Origin of the sequence: Mesorhizobium sp. YC-39 (genome assembly GCF_025753795.1) — a bacterium.
Taxonomy (GTDB): domain Bacteria; phylum Pseudomonadota; class Alphaproteobacteria; order Rhizobiales; family Rhizobiaceae; genus Mesorhizobium.
In genome coordinates, this window is sequence record NZ_JAOWPS010000008.1 from 99,081 (window position 1) to 125,542 (window position 26,462).

21 protein-coding genes and 2 pseudogenes are annotated in these 26,462 nt (G+C 62.5%); 8 read left to right on the forward strand and 15 right to left on the reverse strand.

What is annotated here, in order from left to right; translation table 11 throughout:
• Position 1: 1 nt before the first annotated feature.
• From OHD62_RS31600 to OHD62_RS31615, 4 genes are all read right to left on the reverse strand, one after another.
• On the reverse strand, positions 2 to 1,303 hold the full coding sequence (locus tag OHD62_RS31600; protein ID WP_263791106.1) for a TRAP transporter large permease: 1,302 nt from the start codon (positions 1,301 to 1,303) through the stop codon (positions 2 to 4).
• Positions 1,300 to 1,818 (reverse strand): TRAP transporter small permease, encoded by a 519-nt coding sequence (locus OHD62_RS31605; protein WP_263791108.1) that lies wholly within the window; start codon positions 1,816 to 1,818, stop codon positions 1,300 to 1,302. The genes OHD62_RS31600 and OHD62_RS31605 overlap by 4 nt, the downstream gene beginning before the upstream one ends.
• 90 nt (positions 1,819 to 1,908) lie before the next feature.
• Positions 1,909 to 2,892, reverse strand: a complete 984-nt coding sequence (gene dctP / locus OHD62_RS31610) for a TRAP transporter substrate-binding protein DctP (RefSeq protein ID WP_263791109.1) — start codon at positions 2,890 to 2,892, stop codon at positions 1,909 to 1,911.
• Positions 2,893 to 2,944: 52 nt separating this feature from the next.
• On the reverse strand, positions 2,945 to 3,856 hold the full coding sequence (locus OHD62_RS31615; protein ID WP_263791110.1) for a shikimate dehydrogenase: 912 nt from the start codon (positions 3,854 to 3,856) through the stop codon (positions 2,945 to 2,947).
• Between the two features lie 161 nt (positions 3,857 to 4,017).
• Here OHD62_RS31615 and OHD62_RS31620 point away from each other — a divergent pair, with 161 nt between their 5' ends.
• Positions 4,018 to 4,662 carry a TetR/AcrR family transcriptional regulator gene (locus OHD62_RS31620; RefSeq protein ID WP_263791112.1) on the forward strand — a complete coding sequence of 215 codons (645 nt, stop codon included), beginning with the start codon at positions 4,018 to 4,020 and terminating at the stop codon, positions 4,660 to 4,662.
• A gap of 158 nt (positions 4,663 to 4,820) precedes the next feature.
• Here the strand turns inward: OHD62_RS31620 and OHD62_RS31625 are convergent.
• Positions 4,821 to 5,534, reverse strand: a pseudogene (locus tag OHD62_RS31625) (GMC family oxidoreductase); the annotation flags it as partial.
• 15 nt (positions 5,535 to 5,549) lie between these two features.
• Here OHD62_RS31625 and OHD62_RS31630 point away from each other — a divergent pair.
• The 6 genes and pseudogenes from OHD62_RS31630 to OHD62_RS31655 all read left to right on the forward strand — a co-directional run.
• Positions 5,550 to 5,930 (forward strand): annotated as a pseudogene (locus tag OHD62_RS31630) (DoxX family protein); the annotation flags it as partial.
• Between the two features lie 457 nt (positions 5,931 to 6,387).
• The gene (locus tag OHD62_RS31635; protein ID WP_263791114.1) at positions 6,388 to 7,107 is read left to right on the forward strand and encodes a FadR/GntR family transcriptional regulator; all 720 of its coding nucleotides are present in this window, start codon (positions 6,388 to 6,390) and stop codon (positions 7,105 to 7,107) included.
• Between the two features lie 55 nt (positions 7,108 to 7,162).
• Positions 7,163 to 8,137 carry a sialic acid TRAP transporter substrate-binding protein SiaP gene (locus tag OHD62_RS31640; RefSeq protein WP_263791116.1) on the forward strand — a complete coding sequence of 325 codons (975 nt, stop codon included), beginning with the start codon at positions 7,163 to 7,165 and terminating at the stop codon, positions 8,135 to 8,137.
• Positions 8,138 to 8,221: 84 nt separating this feature from the next.
• On the forward strand, positions 8,222 to 8,794 hold the full coding sequence (locus tag OHD62_RS31645; protein WP_263791118.1) for a TRAP transporter small permease: 573 nt from the start codon (positions 8,222 to 8,224) through the stop codon (positions 8,792 to 8,794).
• A 3-nt stretch (positions 8,795 to 8,797) separates the two neighbouring features.
• On the forward strand, positions 8,798 to 10,204 hold the full coding sequence (locus tag OHD62_RS31650) for a TRAP transporter large permease (RefSeq protein WP_263791119.1): 1,407 nt from the start codon (positions 8,798 to 8,800) through the stop codon (positions 10,202 to 10,204).
• Positions 10,201 to 11,250, forward strand: coding sequence for an L-idonate 5-dehydrogenase (locus OHD62_RS31655; RefSeq protein WP_263791122.1), 1,050 nt, complete (start codon positions 10,201 to 10,203; stop codon positions 11,248 to 11,250). Before OHD62_RS31650 ends, OHD62_RS31655 begins: the two co-directional genes overlap by 4 nt.
• A 366-nt stretch (positions 11,251 to 11,616) precedes the next feature.
• On the opposite strand, the gene OHD62_RS31660 is transcribed toward OHD62_RS31655, so the two are convergent.
• From OHD62_RS31660 to OHD62_RS31705, 10 genes are all read right to left on the reverse strand, one after another.
• The gene (locus OHD62_RS31660) at positions 11,617 to 12,027 is read right to left on the reverse strand and encodes a lyase family protein (protein WP_318528660.1); all 411 of its coding nucleotides are present in this window, start codon (positions 12,025 to 12,027) and stop codon (positions 11,617 to 11,619) included.
• Between the two features lie 67 nt (positions 12,028 to 12,094).
• The gene (locus OHD62_RS31665; protein WP_263791123.1) at positions 12,095 to 13,684 is read right to left on the reverse strand and encodes a GMC family oxidoreductase; all 1,590 of its coding nucleotides are present in this window, start codon (positions 13,682 to 13,684) and stop codon (positions 12,095 to 12,097) included.
• Positions 13,681 to 15,201: an FGGY-family carbohydrate kinase gene (locus tag OHD62_RS31670; protein WP_263791124.1), complete on the reverse strand. Its 1,521-nt coding sequence runs from the start codon at positions 15,199 to 15,201 to the stop codon at positions 13,681 to 13,683. The genes OHD62_RS31665 and OHD62_RS31670 overlap by 4 nt, the downstream gene beginning before the upstream one ends.
• A complete protein-coding gene (locus OHD62_RS31675; protein WP_263791126.1) occupies positions 15,194 to 16,036 on the reverse strand; it encodes a class I fructose-bisphosphate aldolase in 843 nt (280 codons plus the stop codon). The genes OHD62_RS31670 and OHD62_RS31675 overlap by 8 nt, the downstream gene beginning before the upstream one ends.
• Positions 16,027 to 17,757 carry a glycerol-3-phosphate dehydrogenase/oxidase gene (locus OHD62_RS31680; RefSeq protein WP_263791127.1) on the reverse strand — a complete coding sequence of 577 codons (1,731 nt, stop codon included), beginning with the start codon at positions 17,755 to 17,757 and terminating at the stop codon, positions 16,027 to 16,029. Before OHD62_RS31680 ends, OHD62_RS31675 begins: the two co-directional genes overlap by 10 nt.
• A gap of 56 nt (positions 17,758 to 17,813) precedes the next feature.
• Complete coding sequence (locus OHD62_RS31685) at positions 17,814 to 18,809, reverse strand: aldo/keto reductase (RefSeq protein ID WP_263791129.1); 996 nt, start codon at positions 18,807 to 18,809, stop codon at positions 17,814 to 17,816.
• Positions 18,799 to 19,779 carry a sugar-binding transcriptional regulator gene (locus OHD62_RS31690; protein ID WP_263791132.1) on the reverse strand — a complete coding sequence of 327 codons (981 nt, stop codon included), beginning with the start codon at positions 19,777 to 19,779 and terminating at the stop codon, positions 18,799 to 18,801. Before OHD62_RS31690 ends, OHD62_RS31685 begins: the two co-directional genes overlap by 11 nt.
• Position 19,780: 1 nt before the next feature.
• Entirely contained in the window at positions 19,781 to 20,704 is a 924-nt protein-coding gene (locus tag OHD62_RS31695) for an ABC transporter permease (protein WP_263791154.1), read from the reverse strand.
• A gap of 95 nt (positions 20,705 to 20,799) precedes the next feature.
• Positions 20,800 to 22,332, reverse strand: a complete 1,533-nt coding sequence (locus tag OHD62_RS31700) for a sugar ABC transporter ATP-binding protein (RefSeq protein ID WP_263791133.1) — start codon at positions 22,330 to 22,332, stop codon at positions 20,800 to 20,802.
• A 77-nt stretch (positions 22,333 to 22,409) separates the two neighbouring features.
• On the reverse strand, positions 22,410 to 23,429 hold the full coding sequence (locus OHD62_RS31705; protein ID WP_412177443.1) for a substrate-binding domain-containing protein: 1,020 nt from the start codon (positions 23,427 to 23,429) through the stop codon (positions 22,410 to 22,412).
• A gap of 1,246 nt (positions 23,430 to 24,675) precedes the next feature.
• Between OHD62_RS31705 and OHD62_RS31710 the strand changes: the two genes are divergently transcribed.
• A complete protein-coding gene (locus OHD62_RS31710) occupies positions 24,676 to 26,457 on the forward strand; it encodes a histidine kinase (protein WP_263791134.1) in 1,782 nt (593 codons plus the stop codon).
• The last annotated feature ends 5 nt before the right edge of the window (positions 26,458 to 26,462 follow it).

Here is a 26,462-nt window from a genome sequence, read left to right on the forward strand (position 1 = left end):
GTCACCCCTGGTATCCGAACAGCCGCGGCAGCCACAGCACCAGCCCCGGAAAGAATGTGATCAGCACCAGCGAGCCGATCATCGCCCACAGGAACGGCAGCACGTCGCGCACCAAGTCGCGCAGTGGCACTTCGGCGATGCGTGTCATGATGAAGAGCAGCAGCCCGTACGGCGGGGTAACCAGGCCGAGCATGATGTTGACGACCACCATCACGCCGAAATGCACCATGTCGATGCCGAGCGCGTGCGCCGTCGGGATCAGCACCGGAACCACGACCAGCAGGATCGTCGTGCCCTCGAGCACGCAGCCGAGAATCAGCAGGATGACGTTGACGAGGACTAGGAAGCCGATGGAGGAAAGGTCCCACGCCTGCAAGATCACTGTCAGGGATTTCGGAATGTTCTCGACCGTCACCACGTAGTTGAACACCAGCGCACCAGCGATCAGCATGCCGATCGAGGCGGTGGTGCGCGCGCTGGCCAGTATCGATCGGTAGAAATCGGCGAAGCTGACGCTGCGGTAGAGCACCACGGAGATGGTCAACGCGTAGGCCGCCGCCACGGCTGCCGCTTCGGTCGGTGTTGTGACGCCGCTGTAGATGCCGCCCAGCAGCACCACTGGCATCATCAGCGAGGGGAAGGCCCGCCAGGTGATCAGCGGCAGCTCGCGCAGCGGGGTCGGCTCTTCGACGGGGAAACCCTTCCGCCTGGCGTCGAACCAGACGATGATCATCTGCGACAGCGCCATCAGCAGGCCAGGGATGACCCCGCCGAGGAACAGATAGCCGATCGAGGCGTCAGACACCAAGGCGTAGATCACCATAGGAATCGACGGCGGAATGATCGGGCCGATCACGGCCGTTACGGCTGTCAGCGCCGCGGCATAGCTCGCCGGATACTTGCCGTCCTTGGTCATCATCTGCTGCATCATCTTGCCGGTGCCGGCGGCGTCCGCGATGGCCGAGCCGGACATGCCGGCGAAGATGATGGACTGGACGATGTTGACGTAGGCGAGACCACCCCGGAAGCGACCGACGATGGCATTGCAGAACGCCATCAGCCGGTCGGTCATCGACCCGATATTCATCAACTCGGCGGCCAGGATGAACAGCGGCACGGCGAGGATGATGTAGTTGGAATACATGCCGTTGAGGAATTGCTCGGCGGCTGTCCCCATGTCGAGGCCGGCCAGCGCCAGATAGAGGATGGACCCGGCGATCATCGAATGGCCGATCGGCAGGCCAAGGAAGGCCAGCGCGGTCATGGCGATGACGCAGAGCGAAAAGGGACTTGCGAGGTTCATACGCCCGACCCAGCCTTGGTCGGATCGAACTCCTTCGGCGCCCGCCCGAACATCGCCTGCCAGGACAGCCAGAGATAGCGCGCGATCACGGCGATGACGAAGACGATGTAGATCGAAAACAACCAGTCGAAGCGGATCTTGAGATAGGCCGTCTTCTCGACCTTCATGAAGGTGACGTAGTCGAGGGTCGCCCGGAACGAAACGAGGTAGAGGGTGATCAGCGCAGCCGCCGAGATCAGGAACATGACACGCCGCGCGTTCGGTCCGACCGCCGCGTAGATCAGGTCGAAGCGGATCTCCTCCTCTTCGCGCACCACAAAGGCCGCGCCGAACAGCACGATCCATATCCACAGGACGACGCTGATCTCGTTGGTCCAGCCGATCGACAGGTTGAGGAGATAGCGGAAGACGATTTGCAGGATAAAAGCTGCAAACATCGCCAGCAGCATCAGCGCCAGCAGGTTTTCCGCGCGCCGGTAGAGCCAGCGGCCGGCGTATTTCAATCGTGTGTCCACGGGTCCTCATCCTGTCTCGACGATGGCCGGCGCCGCCATTCCTAGATCAGTCCGGTCGGTCATGAACCAGGCCGGAACTATCCCAAGCGCTCAAAGTGCGTTGATCTTGTCGACCATGCCGGCAGGCCAGTCCTTGGCGAGATCCGACGCCAGATACTGCTCCTGCACATGCTTGCGGAACGCCGCCACGTCCGGCTCGTAGATTTTGAGGCCCTTGGCCTTGAAGACCTCCACGAGCTCCTTTTCGTGCGCGAGATGCTTTTGCGTGCTCATCTCGATGGCGGCGTCGGCGGCGGCCTGGAACTTGGCCTGTTTCTCCGCACTCATCTCGTCCCAAACCTTCTTGGACACGGTCAGGAGATCGAAGCCGACAAGATGCGAGGTCATGACGATCTGCGTCATGACCTCATAGAACTTCATGTTCTCGACATTGGGCAGCGGGTTGTCCTGGCCGTCGATAGCGCCGGTCTGCAGGCCGGTGTAGACCTCGGCATAGGCCATCGGCGTCGGGTTGGCGCCAAGCGCGGTGCCGAGGAACTGCCAGGCGTCGCCACCTGGCATGCGCAGTTTTATTCCCGCCATGTCGGCGGGCGTCTTGATCTCCTTGTCGGGCTTCAAGCCAACCTGCCGGACGCCGAAATAGGTCGGACCCAGTACCTTCACCCCGAGTTGGTCTTCCGTCATTTTCTTCAGCTCGGCACCGGCCTCGCTTGCGAAAAACGCCTTGAGGTGCGCCGCGTCGCGGAAAAGGTAGCCGGCGGTGACAATGGACCAAGCCGGAATCTGCTTGGATATGTCCTGCGGCGCGATGTTGCCCATTTCGAGGTTGCCGCGCTGCAGCGCAACGAGTTCGGTGCCCTGCTTGAAGAGGTTACCGCCATAGTAGCCTTCAAAGGCGAAGTCGTCCTTGATGGCATCGGCGAACATCTTCATCATCTCGGCGCGGATGTCCTGCTCCGAGAAAACGGCCGAAAAGCGCAGTTTCGGCTTGTCCTGAGCGAAGGCCGGAAAGGAGCCGGCGGCGAGAATTCCAGCCCCAACCAGGAACCGGCGACGTGTTGTTGTAAAGTTCATTTTAGTCCTTCCTCCCTTTACGATACGAAGAAACTCCGCTTGAATCCGGCTGCTAGTCGGCGAGCACGCCGTCGAAGGCAGAGAACACCGCCTTCATCCGATCCGCGTCCGGCGCGATGCCGGTGAAGAGTTCGAAAGCGCGAACGGCCTGGAACAAGGCCATACCCTCGCCGCCGAGCGTGCGGCAGCCCAGCCTGCGCGCCGCGGCAAGCAGCTGGGTTTCGAGTGGAAAGTAAATGATGTCGGCCACCCAGCAGCCGCGCCTCAGCAGAGCGGAATCGATGGGCATGCCGGGAAGCTTGTCCATGCCTACGGGGCTTGCGTTGACGATCCCGTCGGCCGCTTGCGACGCCACGACGATGTCGGTTACGGCGTCGACCTTGTCTGCGCCGAACCGCGACGACAACCGGTCGGCAAGCGTGGTCGCGCGAGCCGTATCGATATCACCGATCATCAGCCTGCCGACGCCGCTCTCAAGCAGAGCGTAGCCGACCGCCGCGCCCGCGCCACCAGCGCCGAGCATCACCACGCGGTCACGTGGAGCGAGCGCCATGCCGAGGCGGAAGCTTTCCTTGAAACCCCACATGTCGGTGTTGTGGCCGACGCGCCGTCCGTGCCGCAGGACGACCGTGTTCACCGAGCCGATAGCCTGCGCCGCATTGGACAGCTCATCGAGAAGCGGAATGATTTCCTGCTTGTATGGGAAAGTGACGTTGAAGCCGTCAAAGCCGAAGTACTCGGCAAAGTCGACGACCTCTGAAAGCGGCGGAGGCGTAGCGCCCATTCGATCGGTATCGAGCAGGCGATAGATATAGGCGATGCCGTTCGCACGGCCCTCAGCCTCATGCATGGCCGGTGTGCGGGACTGTTGAATGCCGCGACCAAGCAGCCCGACCAGAATCGGTCGGGGAGTGGCGACCGCCTCCCTCTCCGTCACTACCGCGCTGGCGGCTGCTGGTGCCAATCGGACCTCCGGAATGGCAACCACGCTTTCGCATGCTCCTCGTGCCATCGCGAAGCACTTTGTACTGTTTAGTTAATTTCGTCAACGGCTTTGTACGAACCGGTTAATTTCATTATGTCAGCGCTCGGTGTAACGTTCGCGCGGTGAGGGCAAGGTCATTCATGGACGACAAGACGAGCGGCAGAAACGGCTGGAAGCAGGATCCGGCGGGAGTTCGGAAGAATATCCTCGCGGTGGCAATGGCGGAATTCGCTGCCAACGGCCTCTCGGGAGCGCGCATCGACGAGATCGCGGCGAAGACGAATACGTCAAAGCGCATGATCTATTACTATTTTGGCGACAAGGAGGGTCTGTACGGTCGCGTCCTGGAGGAAGCCTACCGGGAGGTGCGGGCCGGGGAACAGGAACTGGAACTCGATCACCTACCGCCCGTCGATGCCCTGAGACACCTGGCCGAGTTCACCTTCGACCATCATAACCGCAATCCCGATTTCATTCGCATCGTCATGATCGAGAATATCCATCACGGGGCGTATCTGGAGAAATCCGACCTGATCCGCTCGCTTAATGCCGGCGCGATCCAGAAGCTGGAGGCAATCTGCCGCCGCGGGCGGGAGGCAGGCCTGTTCCGGGACGATGTTGAACCGCTGGAGTTGCACTGGCATATCAGTGCCCTGAGTTTCTTCAACGTGTCCAACCGGGCAACCTTCTCCCACATCTTCGGCGACAGGCTCTTCAGCGCCGACAGGCAACAGTTGCTTAAAAAGCATTTAGTCAAAATGGTCGTCGGCCTCGCTCTAATCTGACCGGCGGTCACAGCGCTAATTTCGAATGGGAAAATGAGAAGGTAGCGTAATAGCTCAATTGCAACACGAATTATCGAGCCCGCATTGGATCACCCCACCACCCATTGAATCATCTGTTTGGGCTTCGTCGATTGGTTGGGATGTGCCGGAAGTCGTTGTCACGCGCGCCCTTGTGCCTCCCGAAGGATCATGCGTGCCGCCTTTTCGGCGATCATCAGGGTTGGTGCGTTGGTGTTTCCGCTGGTTATGCTTGGCATGATGCCGGCGTCGACGACGCGCAGGCCCTGCATGCCCCTGACGCGCAGCCGGCTGTCAACCACGGCCATCCCGTCGCCGTCGTGCCCCATTCTTGTCGTGCCGACCGGGTGGAAGATGGTGTTGGCAATATCACCCGCGAGCTTCGCCAGTTCCGCATCGCTCTGGAACTCGATGCCCGGCTTCCATTCGACGGGCTGGTACTTTGCAAGTGCCTGCTGTGATACGATGGTGCGGATCTGCCGGATGCTGTCGGCGGCGATCTCACGGTCTTCCTCGGTGCTCAGATAATTCAGTGCGATCGCCGGAGCTTCGCCGCAGTGTTTCGAGCGGATACGCACGCTGCCACGGCTGGGACGACGCCCGCAGCGCTTTTGCCCTTGCGGTCCTGGCTCGATTAGCAGCCTTTCAACCTGGGCCTCGGTCCAGATGACCAGATTGGCCCGGTTGCGTGCCGGACGCAGAAAGGCCTTGGACGTGTTCCATCGCCAGCCGGATTTCTGATTGACCTCGAAATACCCCACACCTTCATTGTCGCCGCTATTGAAATCAGTTGACCGCGGAATACCGGCCTCGATGGCCGCCTCCGCGAAGGTCTCCAGAATCTCCCAGCTCAGGCTAAGGTAAGTCGATCCATCCAGGAGCTGCAGGCAATGGGAATTGGCTATGTCATCGACTCCCCCGCTCTGCTCACACGCTTCATCGGCGCGATGGAATTGCTCGGCGTTTTAGGGATCATGGTCCCAATGTTGACTGGCGTCATGCGGTATCTTACGCCACTCGCCGCGCTGGGATTGTCGTTGATCCAGGTCCTTGTGATTGCCTTGCATGCATGGCGTGGGGAACTTGCTGAATCGCTACCGTCCAACCTTGTGCTTCTGTCCTTGTCGGTCTTCGTTCTTTGGGGTCGCCGGGCAGAGTTTTCCGCCCGCGTCGCGCGGGACACCGTTAGCACAAGCATCACGCAATCGGGCGTTGGCGTCGACAGGCTCGATTGCAGCAACATTTCTTAACATTTTCAAATCCCGCCCAGCCGAGGTTCGGGCGACAGTGGCCTCGGCACCGATACCAGTTCTCAACCGCGCAAATACTGCGCCAGCGTTCGCCTTCCGATGAGGAGTTTCCCTTTCCATGTCATTCTTCCCACCAATTTCAGTCAGGCGGCATCAGACTCGGTCCATAATTCTGCATCTGCGCCGTGGCCATGAACGTCGTGATCGCGGGGTCCACGTCAGCGGCGAAGGCGGTGGGGAATTTAGCCGGATCTACCATCAGATATCCGTCGGTCGGCGGCAGCAGGGGTGCGCTGGGCTCGCCCGGGGTGGGCGGCGGCTTAGCACAGATTCGCGACTCCGCGATACCGATGAGACCCTTACATCGCTCTTGACTCGTGCTGCCCACACGCTAAAGGTCAATTGGCCAGACCAATTTACCAAATTGGATAGAAAACGACTTCGGGAGCAGGGAGCGATGCCTATTCAGGCTGTTGAGCCGCGTCGGCTCTATCGACAGGTCGCCGATCAACTGAGGCAGCTGATCGGCTCTGGCGAGTTTGGCGTTGGCGATCGTCTGCCGACGGAACGGGAATTGGCCGACCAGTTGGGGATCTCGCGTCCGACGGTCCGTGAAGCGCTAATTGCGCTCGAGGTTGAGGGCCGCATACGCATTCGCGTCGGCTCCGGCATCTACGTCACTGCCCCGCCGCGCGCCGAAATACTCGCCGCAGAAACGGATGAAGGCCCGTTCGAACTGCTGCGGGCGCGGGAGTTCATCGAAGGTGCAATCGCCGCGGAAGCCGCTCTCCAGGTTCGGCCGACCGATCTCGATCTGCTGGACGATGCGCTGCGCCGGATGGACGACATAAGCCTGCCCGCCACGACGACCGTCATGCTTGACCGGGAATTCCATACGACGGTGGCGGGCATCCTCGGCAACGCGGTGCTAGTGCGTTTTATCGGCGAGATGTTCGACCAGCGCATGAACCCCTATTTCGAACGTCTCTCGAGCTATTTCGAGAACAAGGACTCATGGCGGGCCGCCGCGGCAGAGCATCGCGCGGTGCGCGACGCAATTGCGGCGCGCGATCCGGAAAGGGCAAAGGCGGCGATGCAGGAGCATCTGCGTCGGTCGCAACTTCGATTCTCACGCAATTTCGGTGAGAGCCCCGCAACCATGGAGGTTGCGGAATAGAACCGGCCGGGAGGAGATCCGGCCGTCATCGGTCCAATCACAGGGAGGAATGAAGATGTTTTCAAGGTATACCGCACTGCTCTGCGCGATCGCCACGATCGCTCTGCCCATGGCTTCGGCCTCGGCACAAACGGCGTTGAAATGGGCGCATGTGTATGAAACATCCGAGCCCTTCCACACGGAGGCCGTGTGGGCGGCAGAAGAAATTAAGAAGCGCACCGACGGCCGCTATACGATCGACGTGTTTCCGGCGTCCCAACTCGGCAAGGAAGCCGATATCAATCAGGGTCTGACCCTGGGCACGGTCGACATCATCATTTCCGGATCAAGCTTCGCGGCGCGCGAATTCCCGCCGATCGGGGTGACCTATTTTCCGTTCACCTTCCGCGACGCCGACCACCTGCTTGCTTACGCAAAAAGCGACAAATACAAGGAACTGACCGGCGGCTACGAGGAAGCATCCGGCCATCACATCACAGCAACGACCTACTACGGCACGCGCCATACCACCTCGAACCGGCCTATCGCGAAATGCGCGGACATGGCGGGCCTGAAGATCCGGGTGCCGGATGTACCGGCCTACCTCGCAATGCCGCGCGCCTGCGGTGCCAACACTGCGCCGATCGCCTTCGCCGAGGTCTATCTGGCTCTGCAGCAGGGCACGGTCGAGGCACAGGAAAACCCGCTGACGACGATCGACGCGAAGAAATTCTACGAGGTGCAGAAGCACATCGTCCTGACCGGTCATATCGTCGACCATCTCAACACGATCGTGTCGAAATCGCGCTGGGCCGAGCTCTCTGACGCGGACAAGGCGATCTTCACCGAAGTGATGCAGGAAGCCGCCGCGCGCGCCACCAAGATCATCGTGGATCGCGAGAAGGCCCTCGTTCAGACCTTCAAGGACCGCGGCCTGACCGTGACCGAAGTCGATCGGGCCGACTTCGAGAAGAACGTGATGGAAAAAGTGACATTCGAGGAGTTCGGCTACCGCAAGGCAGATTGGGAGGCGATCCGCGCCATCAAGTAATCGCTTTCAAACCGGTCCGGCGTATATGCGTCCGGACCGGTTTGGAAAATGACAGCGCAGGTCGTTCAACCCGGAGCCATGCCGATGAATGAAGAGATTCACAACCCGGTGACAGCCGAAGAACTGGCGCATGCCTTCGAGGAGGAGACCGCGCCCGTCGACCTCTCTCGCTACGCAGTCGAGGACTGGGCGACGCTCGCCGTGTTCTGGGGCATGTCGTTCTGCGTCTTCCTGCAGTTCTTCACCCGCTATGTCCTCAACAACAGTTATGCCTGGACCGAAGAGATCGCGATCAACTGCCTTGTCGTCGTCGTGTTTCTGGGTTCCGTGATGTGCACCCGCATGTCGCGCCACATCCAGGTCGATGTGCTCTACCACTATCTGCCGGCGCGGGTCGGGCGCTATCTGGCGCTTGCGGTGAACCTGATCACCATCGGCTTTTTCGCCTACATGTCCTGGCTTCTGTGGCGCTATGTCGGGATCGTCCACCGCGAGCGGATGGTCACGATCAACCTGCCGCGCAACATCGTCTTCTACTCCGTGTTCGCCGGCTTCGTGCTGATGATGCTTCGCGCGGTCCAGGTGTTCGTCGGCAATGTTCGCCGCGGCTACTCGGTGCTCGAGCGTCCCGCCGCATTCGACAGGTTGGGGGAGTAGGCGATGCTGCTTTTGATCGGTGCCTTTCTCGTCCTGATGCTAATCGGTGTGCCCGTCGCCGTGTCGATGGCCGTCTCGTCGCTGCTTTACCTCGTCTTCTACGGTGTGGCGCCCGACATCATCGCCGCGCAGCGCATGATCGCCGGCGTCGAGAGTTTTCCGCTGCTCGCCGTGCCCTTCTTCATCTTTGCCGGCAATCTCATGAACATCGCCGGCGTCACCGGGCGCATCTATTCGTTCGCGCTGGCGCTTGTCGGCTGGATGAAGGGCGGCCTCGCCCAGGTAAACATTATCGGATCGGTGGTTTTCGCTGGCATGTCCGGCGCGGCCCTCGCAGATGCTGCCGGGATCGGCACGATCGAGATCAAGGCCATGCGCGATCACGGCTATCCGGTCGAGGCAGCGGTCGGCGTCACCGCGGCATCCTCGACGCTCGGCCCGATCTTTCCGCCGTCGCTGCCCTTTGTCATCTACGGTATGATGGCCAACGTCTCCATCGGTGCGCTGTTCATGGCAGGCATCCTGCCCGGCGTCGTCATGACGGTGCTGATGATGGTGACGGTCGCCGTCTTCGCCTATCGCCGCGGCTGGGGCTCCGACACGCCGTTCGAACTGCGCAAACTCGGCGCCGCGTCTCTCGAGATCCTGGTCGTCGCCTGCTTTCCGGTCCTGGTCTACATATTGGTCAGCGCCGGGTTGTCGCTCAACATCTCCGTCGGCATCGCTCTCGCGGTTCTGATCGCCTGCGACTGGTATTTCGACTTCTCCGCCGTGATGGCTTTGATGACGCCCATCATCCTGATCGGCGGCATGACAATGGGTTGGTTCACGCCAACCGAGGCGGCCATGGCCGCGGTCATCTGGTCGCTGTTCCTGGGGCTCGTGCGCTATCGCACGATGACTTTCGCAACGCTGGCCAAGGCCAGCTTCGACACGATTGAGACGACGGCGTCGGTTCTGTTCATCGTCACCGCGGCGTCGATCTTCGCGTGGCTGCTAACCGTCAGCCAAGCGGCGCAGATGTTCTCGATATTCATCACCTCGCTGACAGAGAACAAATGGGTGTTCCTGATTCTGATCAACATTCTGATGCTGGTGGTGGGATGCTTTCTTGATACCATCGCCGCGATCACCATCCTCGTGCCGATCCTGTTGCCCATCGTCGTCCTGTACGGCATCGACCCCGTGCACTTCGGCCTGATCATGACGCTCAACCTGATGATCGGCCTGCTGCATCCGCCGCTCGGCATGGTGCTGTTCGTTCTCTCGCGGATCGCCAAGCTGTCGGTCGAGCGCACGACGATGGCGATCCTGCCCTGGCTCGTGCCGTTGCTGGTCGCGCTGATCCTGATCACCTTCATTCCGGCCATCACGCTGTGGCTGCCGACACAAATGGGACTGATCAAATGACCGGCAATGTGATCGCCGCGACGTTGTTCAGCCCCGAAGACCTGCGCATGGTGGAGCGTCCGCTCGAACCCCTTGCGTCGGGCATGGTGCGCGTGCGTTTCGGCGCTGGCGGCATATGCGGCTCCGACCTGCACTATTTTCGCCATGCGCGGACCGGCGATTTCGTCGTCACATCTCCGCTCGTACTCGGTCACGAGGTTGCTGGAGAGATTGTCGAGATCAACGCAGCAGCGTCCGGACTTGCCATCGGTGACCGCGTTGCGGTCAACCCCTCGCGGTGGTGCGGGCACTGTGCGCGATGCGCCGAAGGCCGCGCCAATCTCTGCGAGAACATCTACTTCATGGGTTCGGCTTCCAGGACGCCGCATATGCAAGGGGGGTTCGCCAGCGTCTTCGACGCCATGCCGGCGCAATGCGTCAAGGTCCCGCAGCATGTGGCATATCAAGCGGCGGCGCTCGCCGAGCCGCTCGCCGTCAGCCTGCACGCAGTGGCGCGAGCCGGCGCGATCGCTGACAGGAATGTCATCCTCTTCGGCGCCGGGCCGATCGGACTTCTCACCATGCTCGCGGCCAGGTTCAAAGGTTGCGGCGGGATAACTGTCGCCGACATAGCCGAGGCGCCGCTCGCCTTCGCCACCCGGCTGGGTGCAGATCAGACGATCGATCTTTCCGGCGGAGATGCCGAACTCAAGGCGCTTGCCGCCGACAGACCATTCGATATTGCTTTCGAAATTTCAGGCACCGCGGCCGGCCTCACCGCGGCGATCACCAGCGTCCGGCGCGGCGGCGTCGTCGTCCAGGTCGGCAATCTGCCGGGCGGCCAGATCCCTGTACCGGCCAACGCCGTCATGGCCAAGGAGATCGACCTGAAGGGGTCATTCCGTTTCGACGCCGAATTCAATCAGGCGGTCGCTCTCATCGTCGATGGAGAAGTCGACGTCTTGAAGCTGGTTACCGCCGAACGCGTCCTTTCGTCCGCGCCCGAGGCCTTCCGCCTCGCCGCCGACCGCTCCCAAAGCGTCAAGGTAGTTCTGACTGCAGAGTGACCGAGGCGCATGCTGCGGTGCCGGGATCGCCTGGCGTCGCCATTGGTGTTCGGGCATTGAAAGCAAAAGCAGCCGCCGGTACCGCGAGGCCGGGGGTCAGGAGGACCTGAACCCCAGATCAAGGAACCAGTCCACACCAGGTTGACAGCTACGGAGAGCAAAGCGATCGAGCCGGCCGGAAGTAACGGCGTGATGTCGCCATAGGCAGGCTCACTGCTTTCGCTTGTCACACTGCGGATAAACAAGCCGGACGTTGCTCGCCATGGTATTCCTTCACGAGTGAGGCCATGGCGCGCCATTTGGCTACACCGATGCGCATGATTGTCCAACGTCGTCCAAACTATTGCGCTGCCGATTTGCTTTTCACTATGGCTGGAAGTGGATTTGGCTTGCCAGGCGTATCGCAAGCCTAAGACTTGCGCCTGTCACGATTATGATTTCCGGCAGCGTCAGCCATTCGAGGGTCCAGGCGGCGCCGGAGCGCTCGTTCTCATGGACGAGCGACTGGTGCAGCGTGCCGACCAAGCCAGCGTTATAGCGAGCCAGCGCGACCAGCACTTCGGCATTCACCGGGTTGAACTTATGCGCCATGGTCGAGGAGCCGCCGCCACCGGAGAGTTTGATCGAAGCAACTTCAGTCTGCGTCATCAGCGTCACGTCGGCGCCGATCTTGCCTAGCGATCCCGTAATGAGTGAAAGCAGCGATCCGAAGGCCACGATCGGATCGCGGGTCGCGTGCCACGGCTCCGCAATGCCAAGGTCAAGCAGCCGAGCCAATCCTCGGGCAACCTGAGCGCCCTTTCCACTGAAACTCGACCGGTCGCCGATCGGTCCGCCGGTTGTCTCAGCGGATCATGTCCGCGGCTTTCTCCGCGATCATCACGACGGGCGATGCCGTGTTGCCCGAGACGATCGTCGGCATGATCGAGGCATCGACGACACGCAGCCCGTCGAGCCCGTGAACCTTGAGGTCGCTGCCGACCACCGCCCGGTCGTCCTGTCCCATCTTGCAGGTGCCGACCGGGTGGAAGATCGTCGTCGCGATGTTGCCGATCTGGTGCGTCAGGCCCTCGTCCGACTGGTGCGCTGGGCCGGGCAGGATTTCTTCCGGCCGGTAGCGGGCGAGCGCCCTCGCCGTCATGATCCGCCGCGCCTGGTGTACGGCCAGTAGCGCGACATGCCGGTCGTTCGGCGCCGAGAGGTAGTTCAACCTGATCTCCGGCTGCTGGTCGGGCGCGGTGGAAACCGCATGCACGCTGCCGACGCTTTCCGGCCGCAGGTTGCAGACCGAGACCGTGATGGCCGGGAACGGGTGCAGCGGATCGCCCAGCCTGTCCGTCGACAGCGGCTGCACGTGGTATTCGAGGTCGGGTGTCGCGCGTGAGGAGTCCGACTTCGTGAACATGCCGAACTGGCTCGGCGCCATCGACATAGGCCCCGATTGCATCAGCGCATACTGCAGCGCGATGCGCGCCTTGCCGAGGCGGCTGTTGACCATGGTGTTGAGCGTTGTGGTGCCTGAAACCTTGTAGACGGTGCGGATCTGCAGATGGTCCTGTAGGTTCTCGCCGACGCCCTGGCTCGCATGGACGACGTCGATGCCGAGCTCGTACAGCACGTCGGGTCGACCGACGCCGGAGAGTTCAAGCAACCGCGGCGAGTTGATCGTGCCGGCGGCGAGCAGGACCTCGCGATCGGTGCGCGCCTCGTATTGCCTCCCGTCTCGGAGGAAGCGCACTCCCGTCACGCGGCGGCCTTCGAATACGACGCTCTGCGTCATCGCATTGGTTATCAGGCGCAGGTTGGGCCGCTTCAGTGCCGGCCGCAGGAAGCCCTTGGCGGCGTTCCAGCGGAAGCCGCGCTGCTGGTTGACCTCGAAGAAGCCGGAGCCCTCGTTGTTTCCGTCGTTGAAGTCGGCGCGCGGCATGACGCCGAACTCCTTGGCGCCCTCCTGCACCGCGCGCAGGATGTCCCAAGTCAGGCGCTGCTTTGCCACTTTCCACTCGCCGCCGCTGCCGTGGAGATCGGTCTTGCCGCCATGATGGTCTTCGGACCTCAGGAAATAGGGCAACACGTCGTCCCAGCCCCAGCCGACATTCCCCATCTGGCGCCAGCCGTCGTAGTCGGCGGCCTGGCCGCGCATGTAAATCATGCCGTTGACCGAGGAGCAGCCGCCCAGCACCTTGCCGCGCGGATAGACCAGCGAGCGTCCGTTGAGACCCGGCTCCGGCGCCGTCTTCATCATCCAGTCGGTGCGCGGATTGCCGATGCAGTAGAGATAGCCGACCGGGATATGCACCCAGTGATAGTTGTCCGAGCCGCCGGCCTCGAGCAGCAGGACGCGCGTGGCGGGGTTCTGCGTCAGGCGGTTGGCCAGCACGCAGCCGGCCGTGCCGGCGCCGACGATGATGTAGTCGTAGCGTCCGTCGATCATGACGCAACCGGCGCCGGCGATGCCAGGTCCCGCCACAGCGGGTCGACCGCTTCGGTCAGCCGCCTCCAGATCGCGTAACGCCGGTCATAATGCGCGCGCATCGCCAAATCGGGGCTGAAGGCACCTGCCGGCCTCGTCATGGCGGCCACCGCCTCGGCCTCGTTCGAATAGAGCCGCACTCCGATCGCCGCCGCCATCGCCGCGCCGAGCGCGCCCGTCTCCCGCACCTCCGCCACGGTCACCGGAACGCCCAGACCGTCGGCGAACATCTGCGCCCAGTGCGCCGAGCGGGAGCCACCGCCCGAGAGCGTGGCGGTCGAGAACGTCACGCCGGCCTCGACCAGCACGCCGACGTGGCGGCGATGCTCGAACATCACACCCTCGAAGATCGAGCGCAGCAGGTGCCCCTCGCCGTGCCAGCCGGCAACCCCGAAAAAGCCGCCGCGCTGATGCGCGCCCAGCCGTCCGCCGTAGAGGAACGGATGGAACAAGGGATCGTCATGGGCCGGGACAACGCCACCGACGGCGTCGTTGACGAAGCCGAACGGGTCGTCGTGGCGACCACCGCGCTCGACCAGGGCGCGCACATACCATTCGAGGTTCGCGGCCGATGTCGCGCTGTTTTCCATGTTGACGAAGCGGCCGGGCCCGTAGGCGGCGACCATGAACACGCGATCGTCGCGCACGGGTGCATCCGAGAATACTTGATTGATCGACCAGCTGCCGACGACGACCGATGCCGCACCCACTCCGACCGCGCCAGAACCTAGCGCCGATGCAACAACGTCGAAATAGCCGGCGACCACGGGCGTGCCTTGAGCCAGCCCGGTAGCCGCGGCTGCCTCGGGCGTCACGACGCCAACGATGCTGGACGGCTGGAGCAACGGCGGCAGAAGCCTCGTGGCGTCCTCCAGACCGAAGAGAGCCAGGAGGCGGGTATCATATTCGGCCTCCGGCAGCCGCAGCAGACCGGCGCCGGACATGTCGGAGATCTCGCTGGCGCGGTGACCGGTCAGGCGCCACGTCAGAATATCCTTGGCGAAGAGCAGCGTTCCGGCGCGTCCGTAGACCTCCGGCCGGTGCCGCTTGAGCCAGGCGAGCAGAGTAGGCGTCTGCGACGGCCAGGGCCTTTGCAACGCGATTGCGTGCATGTCGGGGCCGGCCGCCATGTCCAGTTCTGCGGCAAGCGCGGCGGCCCGCGTGTCGAGCGATTGTATGCCGATCAGAGCCGCACCGTCGCGGTCGAGCAGGTAGAGGCCGTTGCCATGTCCTGCCGTGCCGATTGCGGCGATAGCGCCGGGGTCGATGCCGGCCGCGCCAATGCAGCCGGAGATCGCAGCCTTTGCGTTCTCCCACAGCTCCGGGACGGAGCGCTCCACCATCCCCGCCGACGGTTTATGGGTCGCACCGTCGATACCGTGGGCAGCTAATTGCCGGCCGTGTGCATCGAACAGAACCGCCTTGATGACGGTGTTGCCGGCATCGAGACCGAGCAGGTAGGGGCCGCCGTCAGCCATTATTGTAGATGTCCCAGGCTTCTTCGCCACCGATACCCTGATGGATCATGGCCATCAGGGCATTGACCACGGCCTTCGGGTTGGAATGCTGGTAGATGTTGCGGCCGTAGACCATGCCCTTGGCGCCCTGCTGCATCAAGGCGGCTGACTTCGCCAGCACCGCCTTGAGATCCTCTTTGCCCCCGCCGCGCACGAGCACCGGCACCCTCGCCGCCTCGACGACGCGATGGAACTCCTCCGGATCGTCGGTCGGGTCGGCCTTGATGATGTCGGCACCCATTTCCGAGGCGAGTCGGACCAGCGTGACGATCTTCTCAGCATTGCCGTCGACCTGGTAGCCGCCACGCACCTCGTTGGGCAGCATGACCAGCGGTTCGATCATGAGCGGCATGCCGTAGCGATGGCAAGCTGCGCGGACCTTGCTGATGTTCTCGACGCATTGGCGGAACAGGTCCGGTTCGTCGGGCAGCATGAACAGGTTGACAACCACGCAGGCAGCGTCCATCTCCAGCGCGCCGACGATCGGCTCGTCATGGTTCTGCAGCAGCGACCACATCACTTTGTGGCGCTGCACATTGTATGGATTGCCCATGTCGATGCGCATGACCAGCGCAGGCTTGTCCTTCTCCGGCCTGCCCTGCAGCAGATCGGCCTGCCCGTAGGTCATCTGGATCGCGTCGGGTTTCACGCGAATCAACGTATCGACCACGCCTGCCATGTCCTCCAGCCCGACCAGGAAGCCGGGCTCGTTGCAGACCCCGTGGTCGAGCGCCACGTCCAGGCAGCCTCCATTCGTGAACAGCCGGTTCATGCGGGCCTTGGTACTCAGACGCATGTGTTGCTCCTGTCGCGGGTTCGTCGTTCGAGCATCTCCAGCGAGACGCCATGGTATTTCGCCAGATTGCGGATGACCGTCGCCACCTCCCGGGCCTGCCGCTCGACGCTCCAGCCTAGTTCCTTCGCCATCGCCGTGGCGACGCTCCCGATGAGGGCGGTCGACACGTCGCCGCGGATCGCCAGCGGCGTGCGGCGCAGCAGCATGTCCTCTAGCCCGACGACAAGCTCGTTCCGGGCCAGGAAGGCGATTTCCGCCGACGTCACGCAGCAAGTGCCGTCGAGCGGCACGTCGTCGGGCCGTCCGAGACAGAAGCCGAGCAGACCGTCCGCGCGCGTGCCGTAGGCGTCGACCAGCCAGGCAGCGCGTTCGACGCTTATGCCATGACGCGCCACGAGAGCTGTTTCGAGCTCCCTCGGATCCTTTGGAAACCCGTCGCCACCGCCGATCGCAAGACCGATCGTGCCGCGGGCGCGCACGCGGCCGAGTTCCTCCAGCACGACATCGGCAGCCTGTTCGGCGAAGGCGCGGAATGTCGTCCACTTGCCCCCAACCATGCAGAACTGTGGGACCGCGCCGTCAACACGGTGTATCACATGGCCGCGCGAGATGCGTCCGGTGAACTCATGATCGCTCTTCGGCAGCGGACGGATGCCGCTATAGCTGTAGACGACATTGTCGGACGATAGCGAGACCGTAGGGAATACCTCCCGCACCGCGCCGAGGATATAATCTCGCTCCTCGGGCTCGCAACACACGCGGTCCGCCTTGTCGACCCGGATATCCGTCGATCCGGCCAGCACCTTGCCGAGATAGGGAAAGATGATGCAGACGCGTCCGTCCTCTCTCTCGAAAAAGATCATGTGACCGCCCAGCGCCTGGTATAGGGGCTGGCAGTCGAGGATCAGGTGCGAACCCTTCGTGCCGGAGATGAAGCGGTCGGTACCCCCCCCTCGATCCGACAGGCTTGCAAGCGCCTCGTCCAGCCAGGCACCGGTCGCGTTCACCACGGCGCTGGCGGTGACCTGCATAGCCGCGCCAGATGGACCGTCGATTACGGCGAAGCCCTCGCCGGATTGCAAGATCTCGGCATGGTTCAGCGCCACGCTTCCGGGCGCGAGGCGCTTGGTATCGAGCACCAGTTCCAGTCCGAGCCGCTCGGGATAGCTGATCCAGGCATCGTGATAGGTGGCGGAGAAGCGCAGCCGCGGCGACAGCGCCGGCCAGTGCCTCAGTGTCGCGCGCGCGCCGCGGAAGCGGTGCTTCGGCAGAAGGCGACGGTGGCGGGTGGTCCAGTCGTAGAGCATCAGCCCGATCTTGATCGGCAGAGCACCCCTGCTTGCCGGGCGGCTCGTCATGCCAAGAAACCCCGCCGCCCCGTTCAACAGGCCCGAGAAGACCGAGTTGATCGGGATGGTCGTCGGCAGCGCGCGCACCATGTGGGGCGCATTGAGCAACAGCGCGTCGCGCTCGCGCAGCGATTCCCAGACGAGATCGAACTCGCCGTTCTCGAGGTAGCGCAGGCCGCCATGGATCATGCGCGAGGGCGCCGCGCTACAGCCGGAGCAGAAGTCGTTGCGTTCGATAAGGAGCACCCGCAGGCCCTGCAACGCCAGTTCGCGATAGACGCCGATGCCGTTGATGCCGCCGCCGATGACGATGACGTCGAATGCGCCGTCGCGGCGGATCAAGTCGAGGTTTGCGTCTCTCTGTTCGGGCATGGCGTGTCGTTCGCCGTCGCGGGTACGGCGCTGGTCCTTGGTCGTTTCGGGTGCGGTCAGGCGTCGAGGTCTGTCAGATGGCGCGCGGCTGCCTCGCTGATCGTTTGGATGTCGGCGGGTGACAGGCGGATGCGCCCTGCCCTGGCGTTTTCCCGAGCCTGGTCCGGATTGCGCGCCCCGCAGAGCGAAAACGTGATGCCGGGCTGCTGCAGGGTCCAGGCGATGACGATCTGGCCCGGCGACGCTCCGTGGGTCTCGGCGATCGGGCCGATCTCGCGCATCAGCCACGCCACCTTCTCCCGGTTTGCGATCGAGAAGCGCGGATTGTCCTTGCGCTGGTCGTCGCCCTCGAACACGCGGTCCGGGCCGATGCCGCCGGACAACAGCCCAAGCGCCAGCGACGAGTAGCTGAGCGTCGACACGCCATGTGCCGCACAGGCGGGCAAGAGCGTGGCTTCTATACCGCGCCGGATCATCGAATATTCTTCCTGGATGGCGTCGAGCGGACCGGCGGCCACGTAGGAATCGAGCTCCTCGACCGTCAGGTTGCTCGCCCCAACCGAGCGAATCTTGCCTTGCCGCTTCAGGCCCTCGAGCGTCGCCATCGTCTCCGCGATCGGCGTGGTCGGATCCTGCCAGTGCGTGATGTAGTGGTCGATATGGTCGGTGCCGAGCCGCTTCAGGCTCTGCTCCAGCTCGTGGACGATCGAGTCGCGCCCGAGATGGCGATGGACCGGTTTGCCGTCGTAGTCGAAGAAGTGGTTGCCCTTGCGCGCGTGCCAGACGAGGCCGCACTTGGTGGCCAGCACCACCTTGTCCCTCCGACCGCGGATCGCCTTGCCGACGATCTCCTCGGCAAGCCCCATGCCGTAGGCCGGCGCCGTGTCGACAAGGCTGATTCCCTCGTCCAGCGAGGCATGGATCGCGGCAATCGACTTGCCTTCGTCGGTGCCACCCCACATCCAGCCGCCAATGGCCCAGGTGCCGAGCCCAATGGCGGACGCCTCGACGCCGGACGAGCCGATTTCCCGGACAAGCATTTCATGCGACATTCTGCAAAGGCTCCATGGTTTCGAGCACGGCTCCGGCCGTCTCCTCGTCGAGGACGAGCGCGTCGAGGAACCGCCCGTTGAGCGCGGCTCGGATCGGCAGCACCTTCTCGGACCCGGCCGCGACGCCGATCGTGCGGGGGCACGGGGACAAGTCGGACGGCTCGAGCGCGACCAGGCGCGAGTTCAGCGGATGGTCGGCGACCGTGCCGTCCTCGCGGATCAAATGCGCCAGAAATTCGCCGCGCACGCCGCTTTCGATCAGCAGTTCGCGGCTGGTGTTGGTAAGCGGATTGAGGTCGTAATAGCTGGATCCGGGTGTCACGATCGAACCGATGCCGACCAGCGCGACCGCGGCCTTGCGCGCAAGATCGAAAACCTCCCTGACGGACGCCATTTCCATCAGCATGTCGCGCTGCTCGCGGCTTTCGGCGAAGAGCGGCGCATGCATCAACAGGGTGCGGCCGCCAAGCCGCTCGGCAAGTCGTGAGGCGAGATGATTGACATCGGTGTGGAATTTGCCCTGCACGCCGCCGGTCAGCGGCACGACGGTCACGTCGAAGGTGCGCTCGGGCAGCAGGTTCTCGACCACCGCACTCACCGCCTTGCCGCCGGTGATTGCGATGACGTCTCCGTCGCGCAATGTCTCCAGCAGCATGTTGGCCGCCGCACGCCCGACCTGCTGCAGCGTCGTGTCGGGACTGCCGGGGACCGTCGGCGCCACGACACTGGCTGACAGGCCGCCGGCTTTGGTGAGGCGCGTCTCCAGGTTAACAAGCGGCTGGAACGGGCTCTCGATGGCGATCTTCACCATGCCCAGCTTGCGGCCCTGGGCGATGAGTCGGTTCACCTTCGAGGGCGACAGGTTCATCGCGAGTGCGATGTCGGACTGCTTCATATCATCGACGAAATGCAGCACCAGCACTGTGTAGATCTGGCGGATTGCCTCGAAGTCTTCCCTGTTCTCAGCCATCTCAGCCACGTCGCTTGTTGAGGTAGTGGTCGATCGTCACCGCCGTCAGCAGGATCGATCCGCGGATGATGTCCTGCCAGTAGACCGAAACGTCGAGAAGCGCGAGAGAACTCGAAACCACCGACAACAGGATCGTCCCGAGGATCGCGCCGAAGATCGTGCCGGAACCGCCGGATAGGCTCGCGCCGCCGATCACGGCCGCCGCGATGACGTTGAGCTCCATGCCGATGCCGAACGTCGGCTGGGCCGAGCCGAAGCGGGCCATGTAGATGATGCCGGCCACGCCGCACAGCGTCGAGCAGAGCGTGGTGGTCAGAAACACCACCTTCTTGGTGCGGATGCCAGAATAGGCCGCCGCCTTTTCGTTGCTGCCGGTGTAGAACACCTTTCGGAACATCGTCGTGCGCCGCAACAGGAAGTCGAAGACGACGACCACGACGACGAAGATGACGATGACCACCGGGATGACGCCAATCGAGCCCTGGCCGATGAACTTGAACTCCGGCGGCAGCGTGTAGAGACCGATCGGCCGGCCCCCGGTGCCGAGCAGGCACAGCCCGCGCGCGATCACCATCACCGCCAGCGACACGATGAAATGGTGCAGTCCGACGCGGGTGACGAAGAAACCCATCGCCGCGCCGATGGCGGTGCACACGGCGATCGCCATCCCTGACGCCACCCAGGGATCGATACCGTTGAGGAACAGCAGGCCCGCGATCACCATCGCCAGCGCTGTGACGGAACCGACGGAGAGGTCGATGCCGCCCGAGATCAGCAGGATCGTCATGCCGACGACCACGACCCCCTCGACCGCGAAGGCCATCGCCATGGCGCGCATGTTGTTCCAGGTCAGGAAATAGGGCGAGGCGAAGGCCATCGCGATGAACAGCGCCAAGATGATCAGGACGAGCCCCGTCTCGCGCATCCGTAGCAGGCGCCGCAGCGTGTCCAGGATGCCGCCCGAGGCGCCGCGGTCCTTCCCCGAAGGCGTGGTTACTGTCGACATTGTTCCCTCCGCCCTCATGACGCCACCGGCGGCTGTTCGCCGAGCGACGCAAGATACATGATCGTGTCCTCCGTCATCTCGTCGTCCGTGACCTCGCCGGCGATGCGCCCCTCGCGCACCACGAGCACGCGGTCGCAGACGCCGATCAGTTCGGGAAGCTCCGAGGAAATCACGACGATGCCGACTCCGCCGCGGGCGAGATCGCGAAGGATGCGGTGGATCTCGGCCTTTGCGCCGACGTCGACGCCGCGCGTCGGCTCGTCGAGGAAGATCACCTTCGGGCTGACCGAGAGCATCTTGGCGATGGCGACCTTCTGCTGGTTGCCGCCCGACAGTGCCGACACCGGCTGCCCGACATGGCCGTAGCGCAGGTTCAGGCGGCCACCGAGCCGCTCGGCCTGCTCGGTCTCCCGGCGGTCGTCGATGATGCCAGCGCGGGTGGCAACCTGCTCGACGCTGAGCGCCGAAACATTGACGGCGATCGACATGTCGAGAAAAAGCCCGTCGCCCTTGCGGTCCTCGGACAGATAGACGATGCCCTCGGCAATGCTGTCGGCATAGTGTGCCAGATGCAGCACGCGGCCGTGCAGCGACACATCGCCCGTCACTGTGCCCTCCAGCCTGCAGATGCCCTTGACGATTTCGGTGCGCCCCGCGCCGATGAGGCCGGCGAGGCCGAGGATCTCGCCCTTGCGGAGCTGGAACGAAACCTCGCGGTACCGCTGGCGATCGGTCAGTCCGCGCACGTCGAGGATGATCTCGCCGGAGCGCTCGTCTTCAGCCAGTTTCGGCGGGTAGAGGCTGTCGATCACACGACCGACCATGGCGCTGACAACCTCGCCGGTCGTCGTCTCGGAAACGTTCATCGTCGCGATATACTGGCCGTCGCGCAGCACGGTGACGCGGTCGCAATTGTCGAAGATCTCCACCATGCGATGCGAGATGTAGATGATCGAGATGCCCTGCCCAGCCAGTGTGCGCATGATCTCGAACAGGATCTGCGCCTCGCGCTCGGTCAGCGCGGCGGTCGGCTCGTCGAGGATCAGCACCCGGCAATCCAGTGTCAGGGCCTTGGCGATCTCGACCAGCTGCTGCTGTGAGATCGAGAGCGAGCGCACCGGCGCGGCGGGATCGATGTCGCCGAGGCGTCGCAGGATCTCGGCGGCGCGGCGCTCCAGCCCGCGAAAATCCATTAGCAGTGCGCGGCTCGAATTGGTCGCCGCCATGAAGATGTTCTCCGCGACGGTGATATCGGGGCAAAGCGCGATCTCCTGGTGCACGAAGCCGATGCCGAGCGTCTGCGCCATGGCCGGCGAGGTGATGGTGACGGGTTGGCCGTCGAGGCGGATCTCGCCGCTGTCCGGGCGCAGGATGCCGTCGATGATGTTCATCAACGTCGATTTGCCGGCGCCATTTTCGCCCGCGAGAGCGTGGATCTCTCCCCTGCGCAGCTGGAACCCGACGCCGCGCAGCGCACGAACCGGTCCGAAGGACTTGGACAGATTGGCGATCTCGAGGATCAGGTCGTCGTGGGAGGCGGCCGTCATTGGTTTGTTCCATCATGAATATGCTTTTCGATGCCCGCGTGGCGCGGCGCGGGCATCGTCGTTGCGGTCCGCCGCGCTCAGCTCGGATCGCGTCCTTCCATGTATTTGTTCAGGTCGAAGGAGTCGGCGTTGTCCTTGGTGATGACCGCGAACCCGTTGTCGATGAACGGCACCTGCATCGGGTTGTAGCCCGAGACCTTGTAGTCGTTGAACGGGTCGAACATGTCCGGATGCGCCGCCAGGAATGCTGTGATGAAGCCCATGAAGCCCTGGACCCCCTGGTTCGGGTTGAGCGACATGTGGATGTTGCCCGCCTTGATGTGCTCCAGCGTCGCCGGCGTGACGTCGGCGTGGATGATCAGCACCTTGGCTTTGGCCTCGAGCACCGCCGAGACGGCGCCCTCGGCCGAACCGGCCTCCGGAATCCACATCGCCTTCAGGTTCGGATTGGCCTGCAGGATCGAGGCGGTCGCCCGGTTTGCGGCGTTGCTATCCTGGTTGGTCGCCTGACGGCCGACCAGCTTCATGTTCGGAAAGTTCTTCTCCATGTAGGCGATGAGCGCCGTGACGCGCAGATCGTGGTTGCTCTGGCCCGGATTCTCGAGGACCGCATATTCTGCGCTGTCGCCGACCTGCTTGACGATCTCCTCGGCCGCGAACTTGGCTTCGGCGAGGTTGTCAGACGTGATGTACGCGGTGCGCTTGGATTTCGGCGAGTCGGCGGCGAATGTCACCACGTCGACGCCGCTGTCGATGGCGCGGTTGATCGGCTCGATAAACGGATCCGACTGCATCGGGTGGAGCAGGATGCCCGCCGGACTCTTGACCAGGTCCTGCTCGAACGAGGCGATCTGTTTGGTGATGTCATAGTCGGGCGTGCCCGAGAAGACCGTCTCGCAGCCCATCGCTTCGGCCGCCTGCTTGAAGCCCTGGTAGACCGGCACCCAGTAGGGGTGAGCCGAGACCATGACGTTCATGATGTAAATTTCGCCCGGCGCACACTGGAATTTGCTCTGGGCGAATGCGCCCCCCGTCGAGACGAGGGCAAGGGTCATCGTCGCCGCAGCCAAAGGCCCGGCCAGTCCAAAATTCTTCATTGTCTCCTCCGCGTTGTCTCCCGCCTCCCCCGCAATGCTGGCAGCATTGCGGGTGGCCTGCAAGAAATTTCATATTACGAAATTTCTCGCGACGTTGCTGGTGTGCCAGTGAGCACCGACCATGTCAAGCAGAGTGCATGAAAATTCGATAAGTGAAATTTCTTGCACTATGAACGTGTCGTCACGATCTCGTCCATGGCGCTGAGTAGCGTGAAGGTGATATGCTGCCGCCTGCGATGGCCGCGGGGAAGTACGCAGAAGATGCGATACCGGCATGACCACTGTATCAGCGTCAGGCAAGAATCTCAGTATCTGACTTCTGTGGGGTCTTCTTCCCCGAAGAAGGAAGTGACCTCTGTCTTCGGAGGGGCATCGGCTAACCTCTTCCTCAAAATGGAAAATTTCGACTAAACCGCGTGTCGTCGATAGCAGAAGAATGCCTCTTCGATAGTGGGTCTCGCGATGCAGCGGTCTCCCGTTACCAAATGTTATAATAAAATTAGATACTTATAGGAGTGTATGGTGCCAGGTCGCCTTATGCTCCGAAGTCTCTTGTCTTCAACACCATTCACCAATCTCTTGCGCTTTAGCTAGGGCGGTCGAATCCAACTCGGGGAGCCATTTCGCCTTTCTACTTAGGGCGCGACCTCTGTACGCTGGCGTGCCATGTTTCCTTACGCTGCTATCCGCTTCGCTTCTGCTGGAATGCCTGGCAACAGCGGAAAAGCCGATCGAAGTCAGCGGTAAGTTACCGTGGCGCCCTGCCCTCGCCTAGGCCTGCAAAGCCCTCATCGTGGATTCGGCGGCGACATCGTCAAAAGACATGCACCCGGCGCGATTGCGTCGAAACGAGCCGTTTCTGAGATCCGGCCAACGACCGAGTCCGGCGCAATCTTCCAGATCGAGAACCGGAAGAATTGACCCGTTACGGGCGTTCCTTCGAAACCGCCCTACGGCAAGCCATTGATCCGAAGCGGACTTTGCCGAATGACATCAACGAGACGCAATGACCCTTGTGAGACATCCGGCGTTGGGTGAACAACTTCGAAAAGGGACCCGGCCACAGGAGCCGATGAGGCCGTGCGACCCAGGCCGACGCGACGGTACTTGAGTCTATCTCGGTTCGGATTTCGCTCGCGCCCCGTAACTGCTATCTTGGAGATGTGAACGGCAATCCGCGAGGTGCTCTGCACTTAAAATTATGACGGGCTATCCCTCAAGGACGTTGTTGTATGGGGCTTGGCTGGTGGTAGCCTTCCTCTTACTTTCCACGCTTGGGGCGAACGCAGCAGAGCCAAAGCGCGTACTTCTGCTGCACTCGTTTGGGCGTGATTTTGCGCCTTTCAGCGAGATGACCAAGAGTTTTCAGGCGGCGCTCGTGAAACGATCGCCAGAGCCTGTTGATATTTATGAAGCGTCGATTTTTACAGCACGGTTTCGGGAACCCGAGAACGAAGGTTCGCTGGTCAAATATCTGCAGGATCTTTTTTCCGGGCGCAGACTTGACTTGATTGTAGCTCAAGGTGGGCCGGCTGCGGCCTTCGTTGAGAAATATCGGCAACAGCTGTTTTTTGACACACCCATTGTGATAGCGGGGGTAGACGCGCGCCTCACGCCCGATGCCGCCACTACACCCAATGCCACCTACATCGGGGTCAAGCTCGATCTGCCAGCCTTCGTCGAGAATATTCTGCGGGTGCGGCCTGAGACAACAGACATTGCAGTCGTCATCGGAAATTCTCCAAACGAGCAATTCTGGGCTCGTGAATTGCATCGTGAGTTTCAACCGTTCGCGGATCGCGTGGAATTCGAATGGCTTGACGAGTTGTCGCTCGACGAAATGTTACGCCGGGTCGCCCGCCTGCCGCCGCAGTCAGCCGTTCTCTATTTCATGCTGGCGGTGGATGGTGCGGGTGCCGTGCACCCGCTGGATGCCGCCTTCACACGGATACGTGAGGTCGCTACCGTGCCGGTTTTCGGTTATGGCGACTACCATCTTGGCCAGGGCTCGGTTGGCGGGCCTGCGGATCAAACTCGAGCTCTAGGCCAGCAAACCGCCGACGTTGCTCTCCGCATTCTTGCGGGCGAGAGGGCGAGCGACATCAAGACGCCGCTATTTGGACTTGGGATTCCAGCCTACGACTGGAGGGAGTTGCAAAGATGGGGGATCAGCGAAGCCATCCTGCCGCCAAACAGCGAAGTGCGTTTTCGGTCGCCGAGCGTATGGGATCTCTATCGCTGGTACATCGTCGGAACGATTTCGCTGATCGTACTTCAGACACTTCTCATTGTGAGCTTTCTCGTGCAACGAACTAGGCGGCGCGCGGCCGAAATCGGTATTCGCGCAAAGGAAAGCGAGCTTCGCGTCAGCTACGACCAGGTTCGCCGATTGGCTGGCCGGCTTATCTACGCGCAGGAGGAGGAGCGGACGCGAATTGCGCGGGAACTCCATGACGATGTCGGGCAGCGCGTGGCGTCGCTGTCAATCGGCTTGAGCAGCCTCAGGCGGCGCGTCCCGAATCCAGATGATACCGCACGAAGCGAGTTGTCGGGACTTCAGCAACAGGTCGTGGGGTTGGCGAAGGACCTGCGGGATTTGTCGCACGAACTGCATCCAGGAGCGCTTGAGCATGTCGGGTTGCTGGAGGCGTTGCGCGGTCGCTGCGAGGAAATCAACGGCGAGTCCGGCACAAGGGTGGATGTCGAGGTCGCCGGTGGATGGTCCGAAGTCGCGGACGACGTCGAACTCTGCCTTTACAGGGTCGCACAGGAAGCGCTTCGCAACATAACAAAGCATGCCCATGCCAGAACGGCCCGCATATCGCTTGCACGTGGAAATAGTCACGTCGTGATGCGGATCACCGACGACGGAGGTGGGTTCCAGGAGAACGGCTCGAACGGACTCCATGGAATCGGGCTGCTGAGCATGCGCGAGCGCGTTAGAATGCTTGAGGGGACGTTCGAGATGGCGTCGTCCAGTCGAGGTACCGTCGCCACCGTCGTCATTCCGACGGGAGAGAGGCATTGAGACCG

Bases quoted from the DNA above. Each gene is read 5' to 3' on its own strand.
- OHD62_RS31620 (WP_263791112.1), top strand. From the start codon at position 4,018: ATGGACGACAAGACGAGCGGCAGAAACGGCTGGAAGCAGGATCCGGCG.
- OHD62_RS31690 (WP_263791132.1), bottom strand. From the start codon at position 19,779: ATGGCTGAGAACAGGGAAGACTTCGAGGCAATCCGCCAGATCTACACA.
- OHD62_RS31640 (WP_263791116.1), top strand. From the start codon at position 7,163: ATGTTTTCAAGGTATACCGCACTGCTCTGCGCGATCGCCACGATCGCT.
- OHD62_RS31650 (WP_263791119.1), top strand. From the start codon at position 8,798: ATGCTGCTTTTGATCGGTGCCTTTCTCGTCCTGATGCTAATCGGTGTG.
- OHD62_RS31645 (WP_263791118.1), top strand. From the start codon at position 8,222: ATGAATGAAGAGATTCACAACCCGGTGACAGCCGAAGAACTGGCGCAT.
- OHD62_RS31655 (WP_263791122.1), top strand. From the start codon at position 10,201: ATGACCGGCAATGTGATCGCCGCGACGTTGTTCAGCCCCGAAGACCTG.
- OHD62_RS31600 (WP_263791106.1), bottom strand. From the start codon at position 1,303: ATGAACCTCGCAAGTCCCTTTTCGCTCTGCGTCATCGCCATGACCGCG.
- OHD62_RS31685 (WP_263791129.1), bottom strand. From the start codon at position 18,809: ATGTCGCATGAAATGCTTGTCCGGGAAATCGGCTCGTCCGGCGTCGAG.
- dctP (WP_263791109.1), bottom strand. From the start codon at position 2,892: ATGAACTTTACAACAACACGTCGCCGGTTCCTGGTTGGGGCTGGAATT.
- OHD62_RS31700 (WP_263791133.1), bottom strand. From the start codon at position 22,332: ATGACGGCCGCCTCCCACGACGACCTGATCCTCGAGATCGCCAATCTG.
- OHD62_RS31670 (WP_263791124.1), bottom strand. From the start codon at position 15,201: ATGGCTGACGGCGGCCCCTACCTGCTCGGTCTCGATGCCGGCAACACC.
- OHD62_RS31635 (WP_263791114.1), top strand. From the start codon at position 6,388: ATGCCTATTCAGGCTGTTGAGCCGCGTCGGCTCTATCGACAGGTCGCC.
- OHD62_RS31705 (WP_412177443.1), bottom strand. From the start codon at position 23,429: ATGAAGAATTTTGGACTGGCCGGGCCTTTGGCTGCGGCGACGATGACC.
- OHD62_RS31665 (WP_263791123.1), bottom strand. From the start codon at position 13,684: ATGATCGACGGACGCTACGACTACATCATCGTCGGCGCCGGCACGGCC.
- OHD62_RS31695 (WP_263791154.1), bottom strand. From the start codon at position 20,704: ATGCGCGAGACGGGGCTCGTCCTGATCATCTTGGCGCTGTTCATCGCG.
- OHD62_RS31680 (WP_263791127.1), bottom strand. From the start codon at position 17,757: ATGCCCGAACAGAGAGACGCAAACCTCGACTTGATCCGCCGCGACGGC.
- OHD62_RS31675 (WP_263791126.1), bottom strand. From the start codon at position 16,036: ATGCGTCTGAGTACCAAGGCCCGCATGAACCGGCTGTTCACGAATGGA.